Source organism: Variovorax sp. WDL1 (genome assembly GCF_001541225.1).
Classification (GTDB): Bacteria; Pseudomonadota; Gammaproteobacteria; order Burkholderiales; family Burkholderiaceae_C; genus Variovorax.
In genome coordinates this window covers 72,769-90,921 of record NZ_LMTS01000164.1, presented here as the reverse complement: position 1 = coordinate 90,921, position 18,153 = coordinate 72,769, and the positions used below count along the sequence as shown (strand labels likewise).

Sequence of the window (18,153 nt, the reverse complement as noted above, 5' to 3'; positions counted from 1 at the left end):
CACTCGATCAGCGAGGGGGGAGGCGTCCATACCATCTCCTTCTGGTCCTGTCGATGCGTTCAGCCGGCAGGCGAGCTTGGCTTGAAGACGGGAAAGGCGCCGGCGGTATCGGGATGATCCCAGTCCACTTCCACTGGCTGGCCGATGCGAAGCTGCGCGAAAGGCACGTCGACGCGCGCCAGCATGCGCGGGCCTTCCGCCAGGACGACCAGGGCCAGCGCGTAGGGCACGGCGTGCTGCAGCCGGGGCGGCGCGACGTGGCTCTCGGTCAGCGCGAAGATGGCGCCGCGCCCGCTGGCCTCGCGCCATTCGACGCCGGCCGCGCCGTACACGCCCAGCGGGCGCGGGTAGAACTGTGCGCGGCCGCTTGCCTTGTCGTACTGCAGCATGAGGCGGCGTGCGCGCAGGCCTTCGCGGAAGGGAGCGCCGACATCGGGCGGCATGGGACTCTGGCTCATTCGCTTCGCTCCAGCAGCATGACGCTGCTCGTGCCCCAGGTGCGGGCGTACTGGATCACGCCGATGCCCGTGAGCATCGCGTTGCTCGCATCGCGCACCTGGCGCGCACCCGCTTCGCCGAACATCTGGCGAAGGCACTCGACGAGGTTGACGCCACCGCCCGCCAGGCCCGGCTGGCCAGCCGAGATCTGCCCGCCGCCGGTGTTGAGCGGCAAGTCGCCCGCGTGGCCCATGTCGTGCGCCATCACGAAGGCACCGCCTTCGCCCGGCCCGCAGAAGCCGGTCTGCTCCAGCTGCAGGATCAGGGCGATGAGGAAATCGTCGTACCAGTGGAGCATCTTCACCTCGGACGGCTTCCAGCCGACATCGCCGAAGGCCTTGGGCCCCACGTCGGTGAAGCCGGTCATCAACATGTCGCCGCTCGCCTCGGCCGGATCGAAGTTGATGCGTTCGCGGTAGGCAACGGGATGCACCAGCTTGCGCATGCCCAGTTCCTTCGCGCGCGCTGTCGACATCACCAGCACCGCGCTCGCGCCGTCGCAGCGCATCACGCAGTCGAGCATGCGCAGTGGCGTGGACACCACTTTCGAATCGAGGTACTCCTGCTCGGTGAGCGGCTTGCGCAGCACCTCGCAGGCGTTGTCGTTGAGCAGCGCTCCCCGGCGCTGCGTCACCGCCAGCCGGGCCAGAGCATCGTGATGCAGTCCGTAGCGCTGGTCGTACAGGTCCGACAGCAGCGCGAAGGACGTGAGCGGCCCGGCGTAGCCGGCAGGGTCGCAGTACTCCGTGCGGTGCCCGGATTGCACCGATCGGTCGATGGTGGAGACCGCGTCGGCGGCCAGGCAGAGCACGATGTCGCACAGGCCGGCATGGATCGCCGCCGCCGCGCGCGCGATGTTGCCGCCGGAGGAGGCGCCGCCGATGTCGGTGGCCTGGCACCAGCTCACCGACAGGCCCAGGCCTTCGGCCAGCAGGTTGCTCCAGAACGGGTTGCCGCCTTCGCTCATCGCGAGCGTGGTGGCGAAGCCGTCGATGCGGCTGCGCTCGAGGCCGGTGCTCTCCAGCAGCTTCTCCACGGCCTCCCCGGCCAGCGAGAGCGCGCTGCGGCCGCTCCTGCGGACCAGCTTGGTTTCGGCATAGCCCACGATGGCGATGCGGCGGTCGGCGAGGATCTTCATGCGTCGACGAAGCGCACCGCCTGCGTGAGCGGCGCGCGCGATGTGCGGTAGCTGTTGGCGGGGTGTTGGGTATCTTCGTAGCCGAAGGAAACGCCGCAGACCATCAGGCGCTCCTGAGGGATCTCGAGTTCGCGCTTTACCAGCGCGCTGTGGTTGGCCAGCGCTGCCTGCGCGATCGCGGCCAAGCCGTGCGCCTGCATCGCCAGCAGCAGCGCCTGCACGTAGCCGCCGACGTCGACCGCGCCGTAGGGGCCCAGGCCCGGGTCGCTGGTGAGAATGGCCACGTGCGGCGCGCCGAACAGGCGGAAGTTCTCGAGCGTCTGGCGCGCATAGCCCTCCTTGTCGCCGCGCGGCACGCCCACGGCGCTGTAGAGCTGGAAGCCGCACTCGCGCCGGCGTTCCAGGTACACGCCCCGGTACTCCGCGGGAAACGGGAAGTCGCTGCCGCCGCGCACGCCCGACTGCTGCGCCTCGACCAGCCTGGCGCGCAGGCGCTCGGTGGCCTCGCCGGACGTGACGCTCACCTGCCACGCCTGCGAGTTGCACCACGAGGCCGCGCGCTGCGCGGTGCGCAGCACGGACTCGATGGTGGCGCGTTCGACCGGCTTCGGCAGGAAGGCGCGGCAGCTGTGCCGCTGCGCCAGCAGCGCATCGAGCACCTGGGCGGGCGTCGGGTTCATCGGGGGTGTGTTGATAGGTTGCATTTTTAAATGGTTGGACCAATATAATGGCAACTCCAAACGGAGTCAAACGGCCTTCATTGCCGTGCGGCTGCTTGGGTGCCTGCAAATTTTTCCCCCGTTCGATGAAGGAGACCAAAGTATGTCCGAGTGCCGAATCCAGCGCCGCGCGCTGCTCGTTGCCGGCGCCGCGATCGCTGCCGCCCGCCCCCTGCACGCGCAAGAGCCGTTCCCCTCGCGGCCGGTCAAGATCCTGGTGGGCGCCGGGGCCGGCGGCACCACGGACCTCACCGCCCGCCTGGTCGGCGACAAGCTGGGCAAGCTGCTCGGCCAGCCGGTGGTGATCGAGAACAGGCCCGGCGCCTCCGGCACGCTCTCGGTTGCGCAGACGGTGCGCGCGCCTGCCGACGGCCACACGCTGGTGTGGGTGGGCAACAGCGTGATGGCGATTTCGCCCTACCTCTACAAGAACCCCGGCTACGACGTGAAGACGCTGATGCCGGTGAGCCAGGCCACCACGTCCGGCTTCATTCTTGTCGCCTCGCCCACGCTCGGCGTGAGCAACGTGAAGGAGTTGGTGGCCTACGGCAAGGCGCATCCCGGGAAGCTGAGCTTCGGCTCCAACGGCGTCAACGGCAGCCTGCACCTGCTGGGCGAGCTGCTCAAGAGCGAGGGCGGCTTCGATGCGCTGCACGTGCCCTACAAGGGCGGCGCGGAGTCGGCGAGCGCCATCATGGGCGGCAGCATCCATTTCCTGTTCGATGCACTGTCGTCCAACATCCCGCTGGTGCGCTCGGGCAAGCTCAAGGCGCTGGCAGTCACGGGGCCCGCGCGCGAGAAGGAACTGCCGGACGTGCCGACGATGGCAGAGCAGGGCTTCCCCGGGATGACCACGGAGGTGTTCTTCGGCCTCGTGGCTGCGCCCGGCACGCCGGATGCGATCGTGTCGAGGCTCAACGCATCGATGAAGACGGCGCTGTCGGACCCCGCCGTGGTCGAGGCGCTTCAACGCTCGGGCAACGAGCCGAAGTACAGCACGCCCCAGCAGTTCCGCGCGCTGGTCGACAAGGAGGGGGCGCGCTTCGAGGCGCTGCTGAAGGCCAGGGGCATCCAGCCTGAATGAGCTGCAGAGGCCGGCCGTTGCAGCCGCGCGGCGTCTGTGGCGGGCCCTCGCTCAATCGACCGATGCGCCCGAAAGCTTCACCACGCGCGACCAGCGTTCGATGTCCCGCCTGAGCTGGGCTGCCAGCGCCTCGGACGTGCCGGCCACCAGTTCTCCTCCGGCGTCCTGAATCTTCTTCTCGACGGCGGGGCTCTTGAGGACCTTCGTGATGGCGCCATGGAGGTAGGCCACACGCTCGGGCGGCGTCCCGGCCGGGACGAAGAATCCGTACCAGTCCTCGTAGTTCATGTTCTTCATGCCCTGCTCCTCCAGCGTGGGGACGTTCTTGAAGATGCCGACGCGGCGAGGGCTGGTCACCGCGAGCGCCCGCACCATGCCCTGCTGGATGTGCCCCGCGACGGAGGAGGTCGAGGTGATCATGATCGCGACCTGCCCCCCCATCAAGTCGGCCAGCGCCGGCCCCGCGCCGCGGTACGGCACGTGCGTGAGGGCAATGCCCGCATCCTTTTCGAGCACCACGCCGAGCAGATGCGACAGGGTGCCGTTGCCCGGCGTGGCGTAGGTCAATCGCTCCGCGTGGGCTTGCCTGCGCAGATCGTCGATGGTCTTGAGCGGCGAGTTCGCAGCCACGACGATCGCCAGCGGCGCCGCGTTGATCTGCGTGACCGGAACGAAGTTCTTGAGCGGATCGAAACCCGTCGTCCGATACAGGCTCGGGTTCACCGCCATGGTGGAGACCTGCGACACGAGCACGGTGTAGCCGTCCGCCTTGCCGTCGGCCACGTACTTCGCGCCGATGTTGCCGCCCGCCCCTCCCTTGTTCTCCGCGACGGCAGGCTGCCCCGTGACCGCCGCGAGCTCGTTGCTCACGAGCCGCATGTGGTAATCGTTGCCGCCACCCGGAGGGAAGGGCGACACGAGTCGGATCGGCTGGCTGGGAAAGTCGCCGCTCTTCGGCAGCACCTGCGCCTGCGCCATCCATGCGCAGGCCAGGCCTGCGACCAGGCAGGCGGCGCGGCGGATGGGCGTTCGGAAGACAGGGGCGTGGCGCATCGGGGACTCCTCAAAGGTTCAGCAAAGGAGGTCGATGATGTCAGCCGGTCCCTGATGGATCGAGCCGCTTTCGAAGCAAATTCGATAAGAATCGCTGATGGATCAATGCGCTGTCGAAGACGGCGCGCGCGGCATCACGGGTTGCCGGTCCAGTGCAGCCGCGTCCTGATCTGGTCGAAGACCTGGCGCGTCAGCGGATTGATCACGCGGTTGCGCACATAGAGCCGGTACATCAGGTCCGGCAACGGCGGCAGTCCTTCCATCGGACCGAGCATGCGCAGTCCGCTGTCGAGCTGTTCCACGCCCCGCGCGGTGACGCCGAGACCGGCGCGCAGCGCTGCGCGAATGCCGATCAGGCTGCTCGACGTGTAGCGGGTCAGCCAGGCGACGCCGGCGGCATCGAGCGCCTCCTGCGCGAGGCGCCGGAAGATGCTGGGGCCGTCGGCCATGATCAGCGGGATCGGCCGCGCGGGATCATGGGCATAGCCGTCCCCGCACAGCCACACGGTGGGCGAGGTGCGAAGCACGACACCCTCCAGGTCGGCATCGAGCCGGTTGGAGATCGCCATGTCGATCTCTCCGCGCTTGAGCGACTCCATCAGGAAGGGGCTGCGGCCCACATGGATGTCCAACTGCAGCTTCGGAGAACTGCGCACGACCTCCGCCAGAAGGGGCGGCAGCATGGTGTCGGCCATGTCGTGCGGCGCGCCGATGCGCAGCGTTCCCTCCAGCCTGCCTTGCTGCAGATGGCGCAGGGCTTCGTCGTTCATGGCCAGCATCTGGCGCGCGTACACCAGCAGCCGCTCGCCGTGTTCCGTCAAGCGCTTCTGGCGCCCCCGCTTCTCGAAAAGGGGATGGCCGATCTGCTCCTCCAGGCGCTGCATCTGCTGCGTCACCGCAGACTGCGTGCGCCCCAGCTGTACCGCCGCGGCCCCGAAGCTTTCCTGGCCCACGATCGCCACCAGGGTTCGCAAGAGCTCGAGGTCGAGGGTGTTCATTCATTAATGATACTGATGTATTTTCTGCGAGCACTGCGTTGATCGCCCCCAGGGGCGAGGGCTAGAGTGGGCCTGGAACAAAGGAGAGTCCCCGTGAACACCGTGACCGCACAACGCAAGCAGGCCGTGGCATCTGCCATCGCCGACATGAAGAAGGCCATTGGCGATGCAGAGCCCACGCGCCCTGCCCTGGCCGCCGTGCTGGCGTCCCTGCAGGCCATCGCGGCCCGGCCCGAGCTCTGGCAGGCGGCCGATTTCCCGCCGCCCGATGCGGGCGAGCACCAGGCCCGCTACCTGATCGCCGAAGATGAAGACCAGCGTTATGCGCTCTACCTGAACGTGATGCGTCCGGGCAAGCGGATCGTGCCGCACAACCACACGACCTGGGCATGCATCGCGGCGGTGGAAGGCACCGAAGTCAACCGCGTCTATGAACGCACGGACGACGCATCGGTGCAAGGCCGGGGCACGCTGCGCGAAACAGACCGCGTCCTGGTGGAGCCGGGCCGCGGCATCGCCCTGATGCCCGAGGACATCCACTCGGTGCAGATCGAGGGCGAGCAGGTCATCCGCCATCTCCACATGTACGGGCGTGCGCTGGAGACGCTCACGCAGCGCACCAGCTACGACCTGGAGAAGGGCACCTGCCAGACCATGGACATCGGCGTGCAGACCCGCCGCTGACGCTTCACCCCGCTGCCCTCATCTGCCGCCGGCTGCGCTGCGGCGCAGCCGCCCCTCCTCCTTTTCCGCTCTCCATGACGATCGAACGCATCGCCCCTTCCCTCCTCAAGTCCTGGCTTCACGATGGCGACGAAATCGCCCTGCTCGACGTGCGCGAGCACGGCCAGTACGGCGAGGCCCACCTGTTTCATGCCACGCCCTTGCCCTACAGCCGGCTGGAGCTGGATGTGCGGCGCCTGGTGCCGCGGCTGGATGTCCGAACCGTGGTGTATGACGACGGCGGCGAAGACGGCACCGGCGTCGCCCCGCGCGCGGCGGCACGGCTGTCGGCCCTCGGCTATTGCCGCGTGTGCGTGCTGGACGGTGGAGCGCGGGGCTGGCAGGCTGCTGGCCACGTGCTGTTCGCGGGCGTGAACCTGCCTTCCAAGACCTTCGGCGAGCTGGCCGAGAAGGCCTACCGCACGCCCCGGGTGAGTGCGCCGCAGTTGGCGGCCATGATCGCGGGGCCCGCGCCGGTGGTGGTGCTGGACGGCCGCCCGGTCTCGGAGTTCAGGAAGATGAACATTCCGACCGCCACCTGCTGCCCCAACGGCGAACTGGCGTATCGCGTGCGGTCCATCGTGCCCGATGACACAACGCCTATCGTCATCAACTGCGCCGGCCGCACCCGCTCGATCATCGGCGCGCAGACGCTCATCAACCTGGGCATTCCCAATCCGGTCTACGCGCTGGAGAACGGCACGCAGGGCTGGTTCCTCGCGGACCAGCGCCTGGAGCACGGCGGCACGCGGCGCTACCCTGACGGCGCCGGAAGCCCGGTCCTGCGAGAGGCCGCACAACAACTGGCCGCGCGCTTCGACGTTCCGACCGTGAGCGCGGCCACCGTGCGGGCATGGTCCGGGGACGGCAGTCGCACGCTCTTCCTCTGCGACGTGCGCACCCCCGAGGAATTCGCGCAAGGCAGCCTGCCAGGGGCTCAGCACACACCCGGCGGACAGCTGATGCAGGCCTTCGACCAGTACGTGGGTGTGCGCGGCGCCAGGCTCGTGCTGTTCGACGCCGACGGCGTGCGCGCGCCGACGGTGGCGAGCTGGCTGCGCCAGATGGGGCACGACGCCAGCGTGCTCGAAGGCGGGCTGGCCAGTGGCCTGGGGTTGGAAGCACCCGGCGTTCCGGTGCCGCCGCCCCTGGCCAGGATTTCCGTCCAGGAACTCACCGCCCGCCTGGCGCGCGGCGACGTCGCTCTCGTGGACCTTCGCCCCGGCATGGCCTACCGCGCCGGCCATATCGACGGCGCACGATGGTCCATTCGCCCCCGCCTGGCGGCCGACCTCGCGGACGAAACGCGGCAGGTCGTGCTGGTCGCCGACGAACCCGCGCTGGCCGCCTGGGCCATGACCGAACGGCAGGCCGCGCACCCGCCCCTGCTGCTGGACGGTGGCATGTCCGCCTGGCAAGCCGCAGGATCGGGCGTGGTGGCGACGCCCGACCGGCCCAGCGATACCGAATGCATCGACCACCTTTTCTTCGTCCATGACCGCCATGACGGCAACAAGGAGGCCGCGCGGCGCTACCTGGCCTGGGAGACCGGTCTCGTCGGCCAGCTCGACACGCAGGAGCTGGCTTCGTTCCGCCTGCGGGTGCAAGTTGGCGCGCCGCACGCGGATAGCTGATCGGAGGAACGTCACCATGTCCAAGTCCGGCGCTCCCGCAACCCCCTCGCCCATGAGCCGCACGGCCGCTCCGAAGGCGAATAGCACCGCAGCCGAAGGCGAAGGTACTCCAGTGGGCCTCCAGACACGGCTGCTGCACAACGGCAAGGCTCCCGCCTTCGTCGGCGGCGCAGCGGTCAACCCGCCGATCGTGCGGGCCAGCACGGTGCTGTTCGCCGACACGGCGCAGCAGCGCGAGATGCGCGCACGCCGCTCGCACGAGCGCGTCTTCAGCTATGGCGCGCGCGGCACGCCGACCGCCTTTGCGCTGGAAGATGCGGTGAGCGAACTGGAGGGCGCCTATCGCACCCGGCTGTTCCCCACCGGCCTGGCGGCGATCGGCATGGCACTGCTCGCCTACCTCAAGCCGGGCGACCACGTGCTGATCTCGGATGGGGTCTACCAGCCGGTGCGCCACCTGGCCCGCAGCTTCCTGGAGCCCTACGGCATCGCGTACAGCTTCTTTGCGGCCGACGGCCACGACGCCGCCGCCGGCCTTCGGCCCGACACGCGCATGGTGTACGTGGAATGCCCTGCCTCGCTCGTCTACGAAATGTGCGACCTGCCCGCGCTCGCCCGCATGGCGCATGACCACGGCGCGCTGCTCGCCGCCGACAACACGTGGGGATCGGGCTTCCAGTACCAGCCGCTCGCCCTGGGCGCGGACATCTCGATCATGGCCGCCACCAAATATCTTTCCGGACACTCCGACGTGATGATGGGCACGGTGTCGACCACGCGGGACGCCTGGCAGCCCTTGGCCGACCGCAGTGATGCCTTCGGCATGACCGTGAGCCCGGACGACGCCTGGCTGGTGCTGCGCGGCATGCGCTCGCTGTCGGCCCGGCTCCAGATGCACGAGCGCCACGCCCTGCAGGTGGCGCACTGGCTGCAGCGCCAGCCGCAGGTCAACCGCGTGTTCTGTCCGGCATTGCCGGACGACCCCGGCCACGCGCTGTGGCAGCGCGATTGCCGCGGCACCAACGGCCTGGTCTCCTTCGAGTGGCAGCCGGGAACCCGCCCAGAACAGGTCGACCGGTTCATCGACGCCCTCTCGCTCTTCGGGCTGGGCGCTTCCTGGGGCGGCTACGAGAGCCTGGTCACGCCCGCCGCCATGACCGAGACCCGCACGGTCGTCGACTGGGGCCGGCGGGGCCCGGTCGTGCGCCTGCACATCGGGCTGGAAGACCCTGCGGATCTGCTGGCCGATCTCGAGCGCGGATTCGAAGCGTCGGCGTCTTCCTGATCTGCATCAGCAACAGATCGCCATCCAAGAAAGGCACACATGGGATTGATAGGTGAATGGCTGGCCGGCGACGGCGCGGCGCGCACATCGGGCAGCCTGCCGGTCGGCTCGATGGCATCGGGCGCGCCGGTTGCGCTGCCCTGGGTGGGCGTGCGCGGCGCGAAGCCGGGCCGCACGCTCTGGCTGCATGGCCAGGTGCATGGCGACGAGATCAACGGGATGGTGGCGGCGCTGCGATTCGTGCGCGGACTGGATCCGTCCACGATGACCGGCCACGTCATCGTCACACCCACGGGCAACCCGCAGGCATTGGACGCCCGCCGCAAGCGCAATCCCTATGACGAGCTCGACCTCGACCAGAGCTATCCGGGCAACGCGAGCGGACTGATCACCGAGCGCGTGGCGCATGCGCTCATCGGCGAAGTGCGCGGCGTGGCCGATGTGCTGATCAACCTCCACACCATGAACCCGCTGTTCGACGCGCCGCCCTATACGGTCTACAAGCATCACCCCGGCAGCGGCATCACCGAGGAACAGCTCCTTGCCGCCATGGCCTGCTTCCATCCCACGCTGGCGTGCCGGCAGGACGTGGGCGGCAAGGGCGAACTGCCCGGCAACATCGCGGGCGCGCTCGACTACCAATGCCTCGCGGCGGGCACGCTGGCCTTCATGCTGGAGCTCGGCAGCGGCAGCCGGTTGCAACCGGCCAACGTGGCGCTGGCCGAGGCCGGCTTCCTCGCGCTCGCACAGCAGCTGGGCATCTTGCCCGGCACCCAGGCCGCCGGCCCCGCGCGCATGCGCACCGTGAGCCGCCGCGGCTGGGTCACGGCGCAACAGGGGGGGCTGTTCGTGCCGCGCTGCAGCGCCGGCGACCTCGTGAAGAAGGGCGAATCCATCGGCGACCTGCTGGGCATGGACGGCAGCGCCGCGCCGGTGCCGGCCTTCGAGCACGACGGCATCCTGATCGGCCTGCGCATCGACCCGGTGGTGCATACCGGCGAGCGCCTGGCCTTCGTCGCCTGGGAATGGGCCGACCGCGCACCACCCTTCGCCCACTGAGTTCCTCCGCTTCTTCCATCTCTAAGCCCACGGCCGCGCAGACCGGCCATCCCAGGAGTTGCCATGACTGTTGCATCGATCACCCCTACGTTCTCCGTTTCCGGCTTCGGCCGCCGCCCGCTGCTCGCCGCAGGCGCGGCCTGCATCGGAGCCGCCTTGGGCCTGCTGCCAGCGGGTGCGGCGCACGCGCAGGACTGGCCGGGCGCGGACAAGCCGGTGCGCATCGTCGTCGGCTTCCCGGCCGGCGGTGGCGCTGACGCGCTGGCCCGCGCCGTCTCCGTGCCGCTGGGCAAGGCCCTGGGCGGCAACGTGATCGTGGAGAACCGCCCGGGCGCGGGCGGCCTGCTGGCCACCGAGTACGTGGCCAAGCAGCCGGCCGACGGCTATACCGTGTACCTGGCCACGCCCGGCTCGTTCACCATCTGGCCCACGTTGCGCAAGCTCAACTATGAGCCGGCCAAGGACTTCGCCCCCGTGAGCCTGATGGTGACCATGCCCAACCTGCTGGTGACCGGCGCCCGCACGCCATACACCAGCGTGGCCACCCTGCTGGCCGCGGCCAAGGCGCCGGATGCGCGGATCGACTATGCCTCGGGCGGCGTGGGCACCATTGGGCAGATCGCGGCCGAGCAGCTCAACGTGCTGGCCGGCCTGCACCTCACGCACGTGCCGTACAAGGGCACGGCACCGCTGCTGACCGACGTGATCGGCGGCGTGGTGCCCGTGACCTTCTCGGACCCCTCGGCCAAGGCGCTGATCGACAGCGGCAAGCTGCGCCTGCTCGCGCAGACCGGCGCCAAGCGCTCGCGCCTGTTCCCCGAGACGCCCACCATGGCCGAAGCGGGCGTGCCGGGCTTCGACCTTTCCAATTGGTACGGCATGGTCGTGCCGGCATCCACGCCTGCGGCGATAGTGAACAAGCTCAATGCCGCACTGGTCACGGTCATGGCGCTGCCCGAGGTGCGCAACCAGCTCGCGGGCGCGGGGATGGAGGCGGTCTCGAGCACGCCGGCCTCCTTCGGCACGCACATCGCCAAGGAACGCGCCAAGTGGGCCGCGCTGATCGCCAAGGCCAACATCCGGGCGGAGTAATGCAAGGGCATCGCACGGATCTCCGCTACAAGCCGCACAGCGCGCATTGGGGCGTGTTTTCGGCGGCATGGGACGGGCGGACGCTGTCCGTGAAGCCGCACCCAGGTGATCCGGACCCGAACCCGCTGATCGAGAACCTTCCCGGGGCGCTGCGCCACAAGGCGCGCGTGACCACGCCCATGGTGCGCAAGGGCTGGCTCGAGCGCGGTCCCGGCGCGGATGCGATGCGCGGACGCGACGCCTTCGTTCCCGTGTCATGGCCCGAAGTGCTGGACCTGCTGGCCAAGGAACTGCAGCGCGTGAACCACCAGCACGGCCCGCAGGCCATCTTCGGCGGCAGCTACGGGTGGTCGAGTGCCGGGCGCTTTCACCACGCGCAAAGCCAGGTCCATCGCTTCCTCAACACTGTGCTGGGCGGCTACGTGCGCTCGGTCAACAACTACAGCGCGGGCGCGGCACTCCCCCTCCTGCCGCATGTGCTCGCCAGCCTGGACGAAGTCGCCCGCCGCAACGTCACCTGGGAGCAGATCGTCGAGCACTCGGAGTTCGTGCTCTGCTTCGGCGGGATGGCCCTGAAGAATTCGCGCGTGGCTTCCGGCGGCGTCAGCCGGCACATCGAGCGCGACTCCATGCGGGCGGCGGCCCTGCGCGGCTGCCGCTTCATCTCCATCAGCCCGCTGAGAAGCGATCTGCCCGACGAGGCCGCCTTCGACTGGCTGCCGGTGACGCCGGGCACGGACACGGCCTTCATGCTGGCCCTGGTCCATGCGCTGGTGACGCGCGGCCTGCACGACACCGACTTCATCCGCCGCTGCTGCGATGGGTGGGACACCTTCGAGGACTATCTCCTGGGCCGCAGCGACGGCACGCCCAAGACCGCGGCCTGGGCGGCGCCCCTGTGCGGCATCGCCGAGGATCGAATCACCGAGCTCGCGCTGGCACTCGCCGGCCGGCGCGTGCTGGTCGTCGTCTCGCATTCGCTGCAGCGCTCGGAACACGGCGAGCAGCCGGTCTGGATGGGGGCGGTGCTGGCCGCTGCCCTGGGGCAGCTGGGCCTGCCCGGGGGAGGCTACAACTATGCGCTGGGCACGCTCGCCCACTATGGGAGGCGCAGCAACGCCGTGCCCGTGGGCGCGCTGCCGCAGGGCACGAATGGGGTCCAGGACTTCATCCCGGTCGCACGAATCTCCGACATGCTGCTTAACCCGGGCCGGCCCTTCGACTACAACGGCGTGCGCCGCCGCTACCCGAACATCCGCCTCGCGTACTGGGCTGGAGGCAACCCCTTCCACCATCACCAGGATCTCCACCGCCTCGCCGAAGCGCTCCGCACGCTGGAGACCTTCGTGGTGCATGAGATCGCCTGGACCGCCACTGCCCGCCATGCGGACATCGTGCTGCCTTGCACGATGACGCTGGAGCGCGAGGACATCGGTGCCGCGCCGACCGACCCGCTGATGGTCGCGATGCATCGCATCGCCGAACCGCATGGGCAAGCCCGGGATGACTACGACATCTTCTGCGACCTGGCCGAGCGCCTGGGGCGGCTCGACGAATTCAGCGAGGGCCGTACCTCGCGCGAATGGCTCGCCCATCTCTACGAGCGCACCCGCAAGGCGCTGGAGGACATGGGCCGGGAAGCCCCCGGCTTCGAAGCGTTCTGGCAGCGTGGCGAGATCACGCTGCCGCAGCAGGACGATGACGGCGGCCTGCTGCGCGCGTTCCGCGAAGACCCGTTGGCGCACCCCTTGCCCACGCCCAGCGGCAAGGTGCAGATCAGTTCGTCCGTGGTGGCCGGCTTCGGCTATCCGGACTGCCCGGGACATCCGGCGTGGCTGCCCTTCAAGTACGCGCCCACCGCCGAATACCCGCTGTGGCTGGTCGCCAACCAGCCGCACGCCAGGCTGCACAGCCAGCTGGATTTCGGGGGCCACAGCCAGGCCAGCAAGCGCCGCGGGCGCGAGGTGTGCACCCTGCATCCTGCCGCGGCGGCTGCGCGCGGCATCCGGGAAGGAGACATCGTGCGGCTCCACAACGAGATCGGTGCATGCCTGGCGAGTGCGCACCTGAGCGCGGACCTGCGCGAGGACGTGGTGCAGATGGCGACCGGCGCCTGGCATGACCCCGTGACGGACGAACAGGGCCGCCCCATGTGCGCACACGGCAACGCCAACGTGCTCACGCGCGACATCGGCACGTCCTCTCTGGCCCAGGGCTGCGCGGGGCAACTCTCGACCGTGCAGATCGAGCGCTACGAGGGCGTCTTGCCACCCATCCGGGCCTTCGATCCGCCTTCGGCATAGCTATCGTCCCAACCTGCTTCGTCGAGCCTCGAGCGGCAGAACGGCAGCGCCCATGGCCCGATGCGCCGCTGTCTTGTCGACGCACTCAGGCGCCGCGTTCGCCCCAGCGGATGATCGCGGGCTGGCCGCCGCGGCGCAGGCCATGGCAGCTGCCCACCAGGCGGTCGGCGGACCTCGGATCGTCCATGGCCTCGCCTCGGCGCATGCGGCGGCGCTCCATCGCGGGGTTGATCGCCTGGAAGGCGGTGGTGGCCATCGGGCCCAGGAGCTCGGTCAGGTGCGTGCAGCCCTGCTCGCCCGCAAACATCGTCTTCACCGCCTTGACGAAGCCGCCCTTGACCTGCATGCCGACCAGCTGCGCGTAGGCCGCGTTGATGTGGCTGCAATCCGCATAGGGCACCTGGTGCGAGCAGGCCTCCGCGGCAACGATGACGAAGCGCTCGTCCAGCGTGATGCGCAGCGACATCAGGTGAACCGGCTCGCCCGCCTTGCGCGGCGCATTGCCGCGCGAGCCGTCCTGGTCGTGCGTGCGCACGTCCGAAAGGCGCCCCTCGATGTCGAACAGCCCGTCCTCGCGCTCCCAGCCGGTGCACTGCACCTGCCGCGTGTGCAGCAGCGCGCGCGGTGCCGCGGGCGCGAGCGCCTTCATTGCGCCGCTACCTCCGCCGGTTGATGCACCGGGGCCTGCTCCAGCGCGCCACTCGCCTGCAGCGCGGCGATGCGCGCGTCGTCGTAGCCCAGCACCTCGGCCAGCACCTCATGGGTGTGCTCTCCGACACCGGGGGCCGGTTCGGGGTCGGCAAGCGGCGTGGCCGAATAGAGGATCGGCAGGCGCACGTTCGGAATCCAGCCCAGCGTCGGATGCGCGATGCGCGTTACCAGCTTGCGCTCCTTCGCCTCGGGCGAGCGCAGCGCGTCGCCGACGCTGCGCACCTCGCCGCAGGGGATCTGCGCGGCGCGCATGCGCGGCTGCCAGTACGACCAGGGCTGCTGCACGAACAGCTCCTCCAGCAGCTTGAAGATCTCCTCGCGCTTGCCCATGCGGCCGTTGCGATCGGCATAAACCGGGTCGCTCGCCAGGTCCGGCCGCTCCAGCACCTGCGCGGCCAGGCGATGGAAGATCTTGTCGTTGCCGCAGTTGATGTAGAAGGGCTTGTCCCGGCTCATGAACACGCCGGACGGGCAAGTATCGGGGCTGGTGTTGCCATGGCGCTGCGGGTGCGCGCCGGTGTAGAGATGCTGCATGGCGGCGTAGCCCGTCATCAGCACCGCGTTGTCGAACAGCGCCACCTCGATCTGCTGGCCCTGGCCGGTGCGGGCGCGCGCGAGCAGCGCGCCGAGGATGGCGTTGCAGGCCATCATCGCGGTGCTGATGTCGACCACCGGAGACAGCGTGCGCACGCCCTGTCGGTCGGGATAGCCGTTCATCGAGATGAAGCCGCTTTCCGCCTGCGCGATCGGATCGAAACCCAGGCGGTCCTTGAAGGCGCCCTCGCGCCCGTAGGCCGACACCGAGCAGTAGATGATGCGGGGATTGAGCTTCTTCACGCTCGCGTAGTCGAGGCCGAAGCGCTCCATCACGCCGGTGGAGAAGTTCTCGCACACCACGTCGGCCTGCGCGATCAGCTCCTTCACCACCGCCACGCCCTCCGGGCTCTTCAGGTTCAGCGCGACGCTGCGCTTGTTGCGGTTGCCCCATGCGTAGGGCGCGCCCTGCGCGGGCGCCTCGGGCGGCACCGGCGGGTAGTGGCGGAACTCGTCGCCGCGGCCGGGCGTCTCGACCTTGATGACGTCGGCCCCCATGTCCCCCAGGATCATGGTGGCGATGGGGCCGGCGAGAAAGTGGCTGAAGTCGATGACGCGGATGCCCTCCAGCGCCATGGGCGCATCGGCGGGGCGCGGCTGGTGCACCGGGAAGTCGTTTTCGAGGCGATCGAACATGGCAGTGGGCCCATTGGATGTCATTGGTAAGACCATTATATTGATGCCTTTCAGGCCCCGTCAATGCATTTGCCCGGTGATCGCGGGCCCCAGCGTGCGGCCGCCGTCAATGCGCGCCGGTTGCACCGGCCGGCATGACGGCGTCCATCTGCCTCGATTCGCGCGTGCGCACGCTGCCCGGCACCTTCCGCACGTGGGTGCCGGTGCCGTCCACGCAGTAGCTGCCATCGGGCAGCTCGTCCACGATGCCGCCGGTCTCGGTCAACAGCATGTCGAAGAGTTCGATCCAGCCGCCCTCGCGCTCTTCTTCCCAGACATAGCGGGTCACGCGATAGGTGCGGCCACGCGCGTCCTCGACGTCGAACTGCCGCTCGGCCACGGTGCGGGTCGCAGGTGTGGTGGTCATGAAGCCGATCATACGCCGGCCATGGTCTTTTGGTAAGACCTATAGACATTTACGCCAAATCCAATGATGATCGGCGGCCAAGGAGACTCACAGACATGCATCGCCGTACCCTCATCGCGGGCGCCCTGCTCGCCCTGGCCGCCGCCGGCCCCGTGCTGGCCCAGGGCGACTGGCCCCAGCGTCCCATCAAGTTCATCGTGCCCGCCGCCGCGGGAGGCACCAACGACGTGCTCGGCCGCTACATCCAGGAGCCGCTGCAGAAGATCCTGGGCCAGCCGGTGGTGATGGAATACAAGCCCGGCGCCGGTGGCGCCATCGCTTCGCAGTATGTCGCGCAGCAACCGGCCGACGGCTACACCTTCCTCCTGCATGGCAGCGGCTTCGTCACCGTGCCGCTGGTGCAGAAGAAGCCGAGCTACGACGCGCTCAAGGACTTCGAGCCGGTGTCGCTGCTGGGCACCTCGCCCATGGTGCTGATGACCCATCCGTCGACGCCCGCGACACTCGGGGAATTCGTGCAGCAGGCCCGGGCCAACCCCGGTTCTCTCGAGTGGGGCGCCGCCGCGCTGGGCGGGGTCGGCCAGCTGGCGATGGAAGCCTTCCACGAGGCCGCCGGCATCCGCAAGATGGTGATGGTGCCCTACCCGGGCGCGGGGCCGTCGGCACAGGCGCTGCTCGCGGGCCAGACCAAGTACATGCTGTCGACGCCGTCGTCTGCCACCTCCGGCTTCGTGAAGGAAGGCAGGATGCGCATCCTGGGCGTGTCCACCGCCAGGCGCAGCCCGCTGCTGCCCGAAGTGCCGAGCATCGCGGAAGTGGTGCCCGGCTACGACACGCAGACATGGTTCGGGTTGCTGGCGCGCACCGGCACGCCGCCGCAGGTGGTCGCGAAGCTCGCCGACGCGATCGCCAAGGCGATGGTGCAGCCCGAGATCCAGGGGAAGTTCCGCGCCGTCTACGTGGAGCCGAAGACCGGCACGAAGGAACTGGGCGACATCGTCCGGGCCGACCACCAGCTGTGGGGCCAGGTGGCCAAGGCCAACAACATCACGATGGATTGACGATGCCTGGCCTGCCGTCCTGTTCATTCCAGGAGCATTGCGCCCGATGAAAGCCATCGTCTGCCGCAGCTTCGGCCCCGTGGACCAGTTGGACTTTGCCGAGCTCCCCGACCGCCCGCTGTTGCCGCATGAAGTCCGCGTCCGGGTGCGGGCCGCCGGCGTCAACTTTCCCGACTCGCTGAAGATCGAGGGACTTCATCAGATCAAGCCGCCCCTGCCCTGGGTGCCGGGCAGCGAGACCGGTGGCGTGGTCGAGGCAGTCGGTGCGGCCGTGAGTTCCGTGCGGCCCGGCGATCGCGTGATGGGCGTCTCCGACGCACGCGGCGGCGGCTTCGCCGAGCAGATCGTGCTGGATGCCGAGCGCGTGTTCGCCCTGCCCTCCCGCATGAGCTTCGAGGAAGCCGCGGCCACGCCGGTGGTCTATGGCACCACCCTCTACGCCTTGAAGCAGCGCGGCCGCCTGGCGCCGGGCGAATGGCTGCTGGTGCTGGGCGCGGCGGGCGGCGTGGGCCTCGCCACGGTCCAGCTGGGCCAGGCCATGGGCGCGCGCGTGATCGCCGCGGCCAGCACCCCGGAGAAGCGCGCGCTGTGCCTGGAGCACGGCGCCGAGCACGCCATCGACTACACGCGGCCCGGTTGGCGCGATGAGGTCAAGGCGCTCACCGGCGGTCGCGGCGTGGACGTGGCCTACGACCCGGTGGGCGGCGACGCCTTCGACGAGGCCGTTCGCTGCATGGCCTTCGACGGACGCTACCTGGTGATCGGGTTCACCTCGGGCCGCATTCCGCAGATCCAGGTCAACTATCCGCTGGTGAAGGGCTTCGACATCCTGGGCGTGCGCTACGACGTGTGGCGCGACGGCTGCTGGCCCGAGGCGCGCGCCAACTTGCTGCAGGTACTGGCCTTCTACGAGCAGCGGCGCATCCGGCCGCTCGTCTCGGCGCGCTGGCCGCTGCCGCGCGCGGTGGAGGCCCTGCGCAGCATCACGTCGCGCGGCACCACGGGGAAGGTGGTGCTCGTCGCGGGTTGATGCAGTGGCTGATCTTCAACGGGGGGCTTGCGCGCTGTGGGTCTTGTGAGCTGCAGGTCTTGTGCGCTGCAGGTCTTGCGCGCTGCAAAGGCGCCTGCGGGTGTGCGGTGCGGCGTGGGGTCGTATTCC

Annotated in this window: 17 protein-coding genes; 9 read left to right on the top strand and 8 right to left on the bottom strand. The window is 69.3% G+C overall.

Annotated elements, in window-relative coordinates; translation table 11 throughout:
- Positions 1-59: 59 nt before the first annotated feature.
- The 3 genes from APY03_RS23330 to APY03_RS23320 are packed head-to-tail and all read right to left on the bottom strand — an operon-like array spanning position 60 to position 2,316.
- Positions 60-458, bottom strand: a complete 399-nt coding sequence (locus APY03_RS23330; protein ID WP_068680518.1) for a Zn-ribbon domain-containing OB-fold protein — start codon at positions 456-458, stop codon at positions 60-62.
- Entirely contained in the window at positions 455-1,636 is a 1,182-nt protein-coding gene (locus APY03_RS23325; RefSeq protein WP_083944525.1) for a thiolase family protein, read from the bottom strand. Before APY03_RS23325 ends, APY03_RS23330 begins: the two co-directional genes overlap by 4 nt.
- Positions 1,633-2,316, bottom strand: a complete 684-nt coding sequence (locus tag APY03_RS23320; RefSeq protein WP_068680516.1) for a nitroreductase — start codon at positions 2,314-2,316, stop codon at positions 1,633-1,635. Before APY03_RS23320 ends, APY03_RS23325 begins: the two co-directional genes overlap by 4 nt.
- Before the next feature lie 142 nt (positions 2,317-2,458).
- On the opposite strand from APY03_RS23320, the gene APY03_RS23315 reads away from it, so the two are divergent.
- Positions 2,459-3,439, top strand: a complete 981-nt coding sequence (locus tag APY03_RS23315) for a Bug family tripartite tricarboxylate transporter substrate binding protein (protein WP_068680514.1) — start codon at positions 2,459-2,461, stop codon at positions 3,437-3,439.
- A gap of 51 nt (positions 3,440-3,490) precedes the next feature.
- Here APY03_RS23315 and APY03_RS23310 read toward each other — a convergent pair whose 3' ends face one another.
- Both APY03_RS23310 and APY03_RS23305 read right to left on the bottom strand, forming a co-directional pair.
- Complete coding sequence (locus APY03_RS23310; protein ID WP_068680512.1) at positions 3,491-4,492, bottom strand: Bug family tripartite tricarboxylate transporter substrate binding protein; 1,002 nt, start codon at positions 4,490-4,492, stop codon at positions 3,491-3,493.
- Between the two features lie 134 nt (positions 4,493-4,626).
- Positions 4,627-5,490, bottom strand: a complete 864-nt coding sequence (locus tag APY03_RS23305; protein ID WP_068680508.1) for a LysR substrate-binding domain-containing protein — start codon at positions 5,488-5,490, stop codon at positions 4,627-4,629.
- A gap of 93 nt (positions 5,491-5,583) precedes the next feature.
- Here APY03_RS23305 and APY03_RS23300 point away from each other — a divergent pair, with 93 nt between their 5' ends.
- From APY03_RS23300 to APY03_RS23275, 6 genes are all read left to right on the top strand, one after another.
- On the top strand, positions 5,584-6,174 hold the full coding sequence (locus APY03_RS23300; protein WP_068680506.1) for a cysteine dioxygenase family protein: 591 nt from the start codon (positions 5,584-5,586) through the stop codon (positions 6,172-6,174).
- A gap of 74 nt (positions 6,175-6,248) precedes the next feature.
- Positions 6,249-7,847, top strand: a complete 1,599-nt coding sequence (locus tag APY03_RS23295) for a rhodanese-like domain-containing protein (protein WP_068680504.1) — start codon at positions 6,249-6,251, stop codon at positions 7,845-7,847.
- A 52-nt stretch (positions 7,848-7,899) separates the two neighbouring features.
- On the top strand, positions 7,900-9,132 hold the full coding sequence (gene metC, locus APY03_RS23290) for a cystathionine beta-lyase (protein WP_068680673.1): 1,233 nt from the start codon (positions 7,900-7,902) through the stop codon (positions 9,130-9,132).
- A gap of 39 nt (positions 9,133-9,171) precedes the next feature.
- Positions 9,172-10,191: a M14 family metallopeptidase gene (locus APY03_RS23285; protein WP_068680503.1), complete on the top strand. Its 1,020-nt coding sequence runs from the start codon at positions 9,172-9,174 to the stop codon at positions 10,189-10,191.
- Between the two features lie 63 nt (positions 10,192-10,254).
- A complete protein-coding gene (locus tag APY03_RS23280) occupies positions 10,255-11,283 on the top strand; it encodes a Bug family tripartite tricarboxylate transporter substrate binding protein (RefSeq protein ID WP_068680502.1) in 1,029 nt (342 codons plus the stop codon).
- Positions 11,283-13,586, top strand: coding sequence for a molybdopterin-dependent oxidoreductase (locus tag APY03_RS23275; RefSeq protein ID WP_068680500.1), 2,304 nt, complete (start codon positions 11,283-11,285; stop codon positions 13,584-13,586). Before APY03_RS23280 ends, APY03_RS23275 begins: the two co-directional genes overlap by 1 nt.
- An 85-nt stretch (positions 13,587-13,671) precedes the next feature.
- Here APY03_RS23275 and APY03_RS23270 read toward each other — a convergent pair whose 3' ends face one another.
- From APY03_RS23270 to APY03_RS23260, 3 genes are all read right to left on the bottom strand, one after another.
- On the bottom strand, positions 13,672-14,235 hold the full coding sequence (locus APY03_RS23270; protein WP_068680498.1) for a DUF2889 domain-containing protein: 564 nt from the start codon (positions 14,233-14,235) through the stop codon (positions 13,672-13,674).
- Entirely contained in the window at positions 14,232-15,527 is a 1,296-nt protein-coding gene (locus APY03_RS23265; protein WP_068680497.1) for a CaiB/BaiF CoA transferase family protein, read from the bottom strand. Before APY03_RS23265 ends, APY03_RS23270 begins: the two co-directional genes overlap by 4 nt.
- Before the next feature lie 106 nt (positions 15,528-15,633).
- Positions 15,634-15,933, bottom strand: a complete 300-nt coding sequence (locus tag APY03_RS23260) for a hypothetical protein (RefSeq protein WP_146039416.1) — start codon at positions 15,931-15,933, stop codon at positions 15,634-15,636.
- Between the two features lie 95 nt (positions 15,934-16,028).
- Between APY03_RS23260 and APY03_RS23255 the strand changes: the two genes are divergently transcribed.
- Entirely contained in the window at positions 16,029-16,994 is a 966-nt protein-coding gene (locus APY03_RS23255) for a Bug family tripartite tricarboxylate transporter substrate binding protein (RefSeq protein WP_068680494.1), read from the top strand.
- 46 nt (positions 16,995-17,040) lie between these two features.
- Positions 17,041-18,024 carry an NADPH:quinone oxidoreductase family protein gene (locus APY03_RS23250; RefSeq protein WP_068680492.1) on the top strand — a complete coding sequence of 328 codons (984 nt, stop codon included), beginning with the start codon at positions 17,041-17,043 and terminating at the stop codon, positions 18,022-18,024.
- Positions 18,025-18,153 lie beyond the last annotated feature (129 nt).

What these genes read in the sequence shown, in the direction of transcription:
- APY03_RS23275 (WP_068680500.1), top strand. Translation starts at nt 11,283, where the DNA reads ATGCAAGGGCATCGCACGGATCTCCGCTACAAGCCGCACAGCGCGCAT.
- APY03_RS23265 (WP_068680497.1), bottom strand. Translation starts at nt 15,527, where the DNA reads ATGTTCGATCGCCTCGAAAACGACTTCCCGGTGCACCAGCCGCGCCCC.
- APY03_RS23325 (WP_083944525.1), bottom strand. Translation starts at nt 1,636, where the DNA reads ATGAAGATCCTCGCCGACCGCCGCATCGCCATCGTGGGCTATGCCGAA.
- APY03_RS23320 (WP_068680516.1), bottom strand. Translation starts at nt 2,316, where the DNA reads ATGAACCCGACGCCCGCCCAGGTGCTCGATGCGCTGCTGGCGCAGCGG.
- APY03_RS23315 (WP_068680514.1), top strand. Translation starts at nt 2,459, where the DNA reads ATGTCCGAGTGCCGAATCCAGCGCCGCGCGCTGCTCGTTGCCGGCGCC.
- APY03_RS23255 (WP_068680494.1), top strand. Translation starts at nt 16,029, where the DNA reads ATGCATCGCCGTACCCTCATCGCGGGCGCCCTGCTCGCCCTGGCCGCC.
- APY03_RS23260 (WP_146039416.1), bottom strand. Translation starts at nt 15,933, where the DNA reads ATGACCACCACACCTGCGACCCGCACCGTGGCCGAGCGGCAGTTCGAC.
- APY03_RS23295 (WP_068680504.1), top strand. Translation starts at nt 6,249, where the DNA reads ATGACGATCGAACGCATCGCCCCTTCCCTCCTCAAGTCCTGGCTTCAC.
- APY03_RS23305 (WP_068680508.1), bottom strand. Translation starts at nt 5,490, where the DNA reads ATGAACACCCTCGACCTCGAGCTCTTGCGAACCCTGGTGGCGATCGTG.
- APY03_RS23310 (WP_068680512.1), bottom strand. Translation starts at nt 4,492, where the DNA reads ATGCGCCACGCCCCTGTCTTCCGAACGCCCATCCGCCGCGCCGCCTGC.
- APY03_RS23250 (WP_068680492.1), top strand. Translation starts at nt 17,041, where the DNA reads ATGAAAGCCATCGTCTGCCGCAGCTTCGGCCCCGTGGACCAGTTGGAC.
- APY03_RS23285 (WP_068680503.1), top strand. Translation starts at nt 9,172, where the DNA reads ATGGGATTGATAGGTGAATGGCTGGCCGGCGACGGCGCGGCGCGCACA.
- APY03_RS23330 (WP_068680518.1), bottom strand. Translation starts at nt 458, where the DNA reads ATGAGCCAGAGTCCCATGCCGCCCGATGTCGGCGCTCCCTTCCGCGAA.
- metC (WP_068680673.1), top strand. Translation starts at nt 7,900, where the DNA reads ATGAGCCGCACGGCCGCTCCGAAGGCGAATAGCACCGCAGCCGAAGGC.
- APY03_RS23270 (WP_068680498.1), bottom strand. Translation starts at nt 14,235, where the DNA reads ATGAAGGCGCTCGCGCCCGCGGCACCGCGCGCGCTGCTGCACACGCGG.
- APY03_RS23280 (WP_068680502.1), top strand. Translation starts at nt 10,255, where the DNA reads ATGACTGTTGCATCGATCACCCCTACGTTCTCCGTTTCCGGCTTCGGC.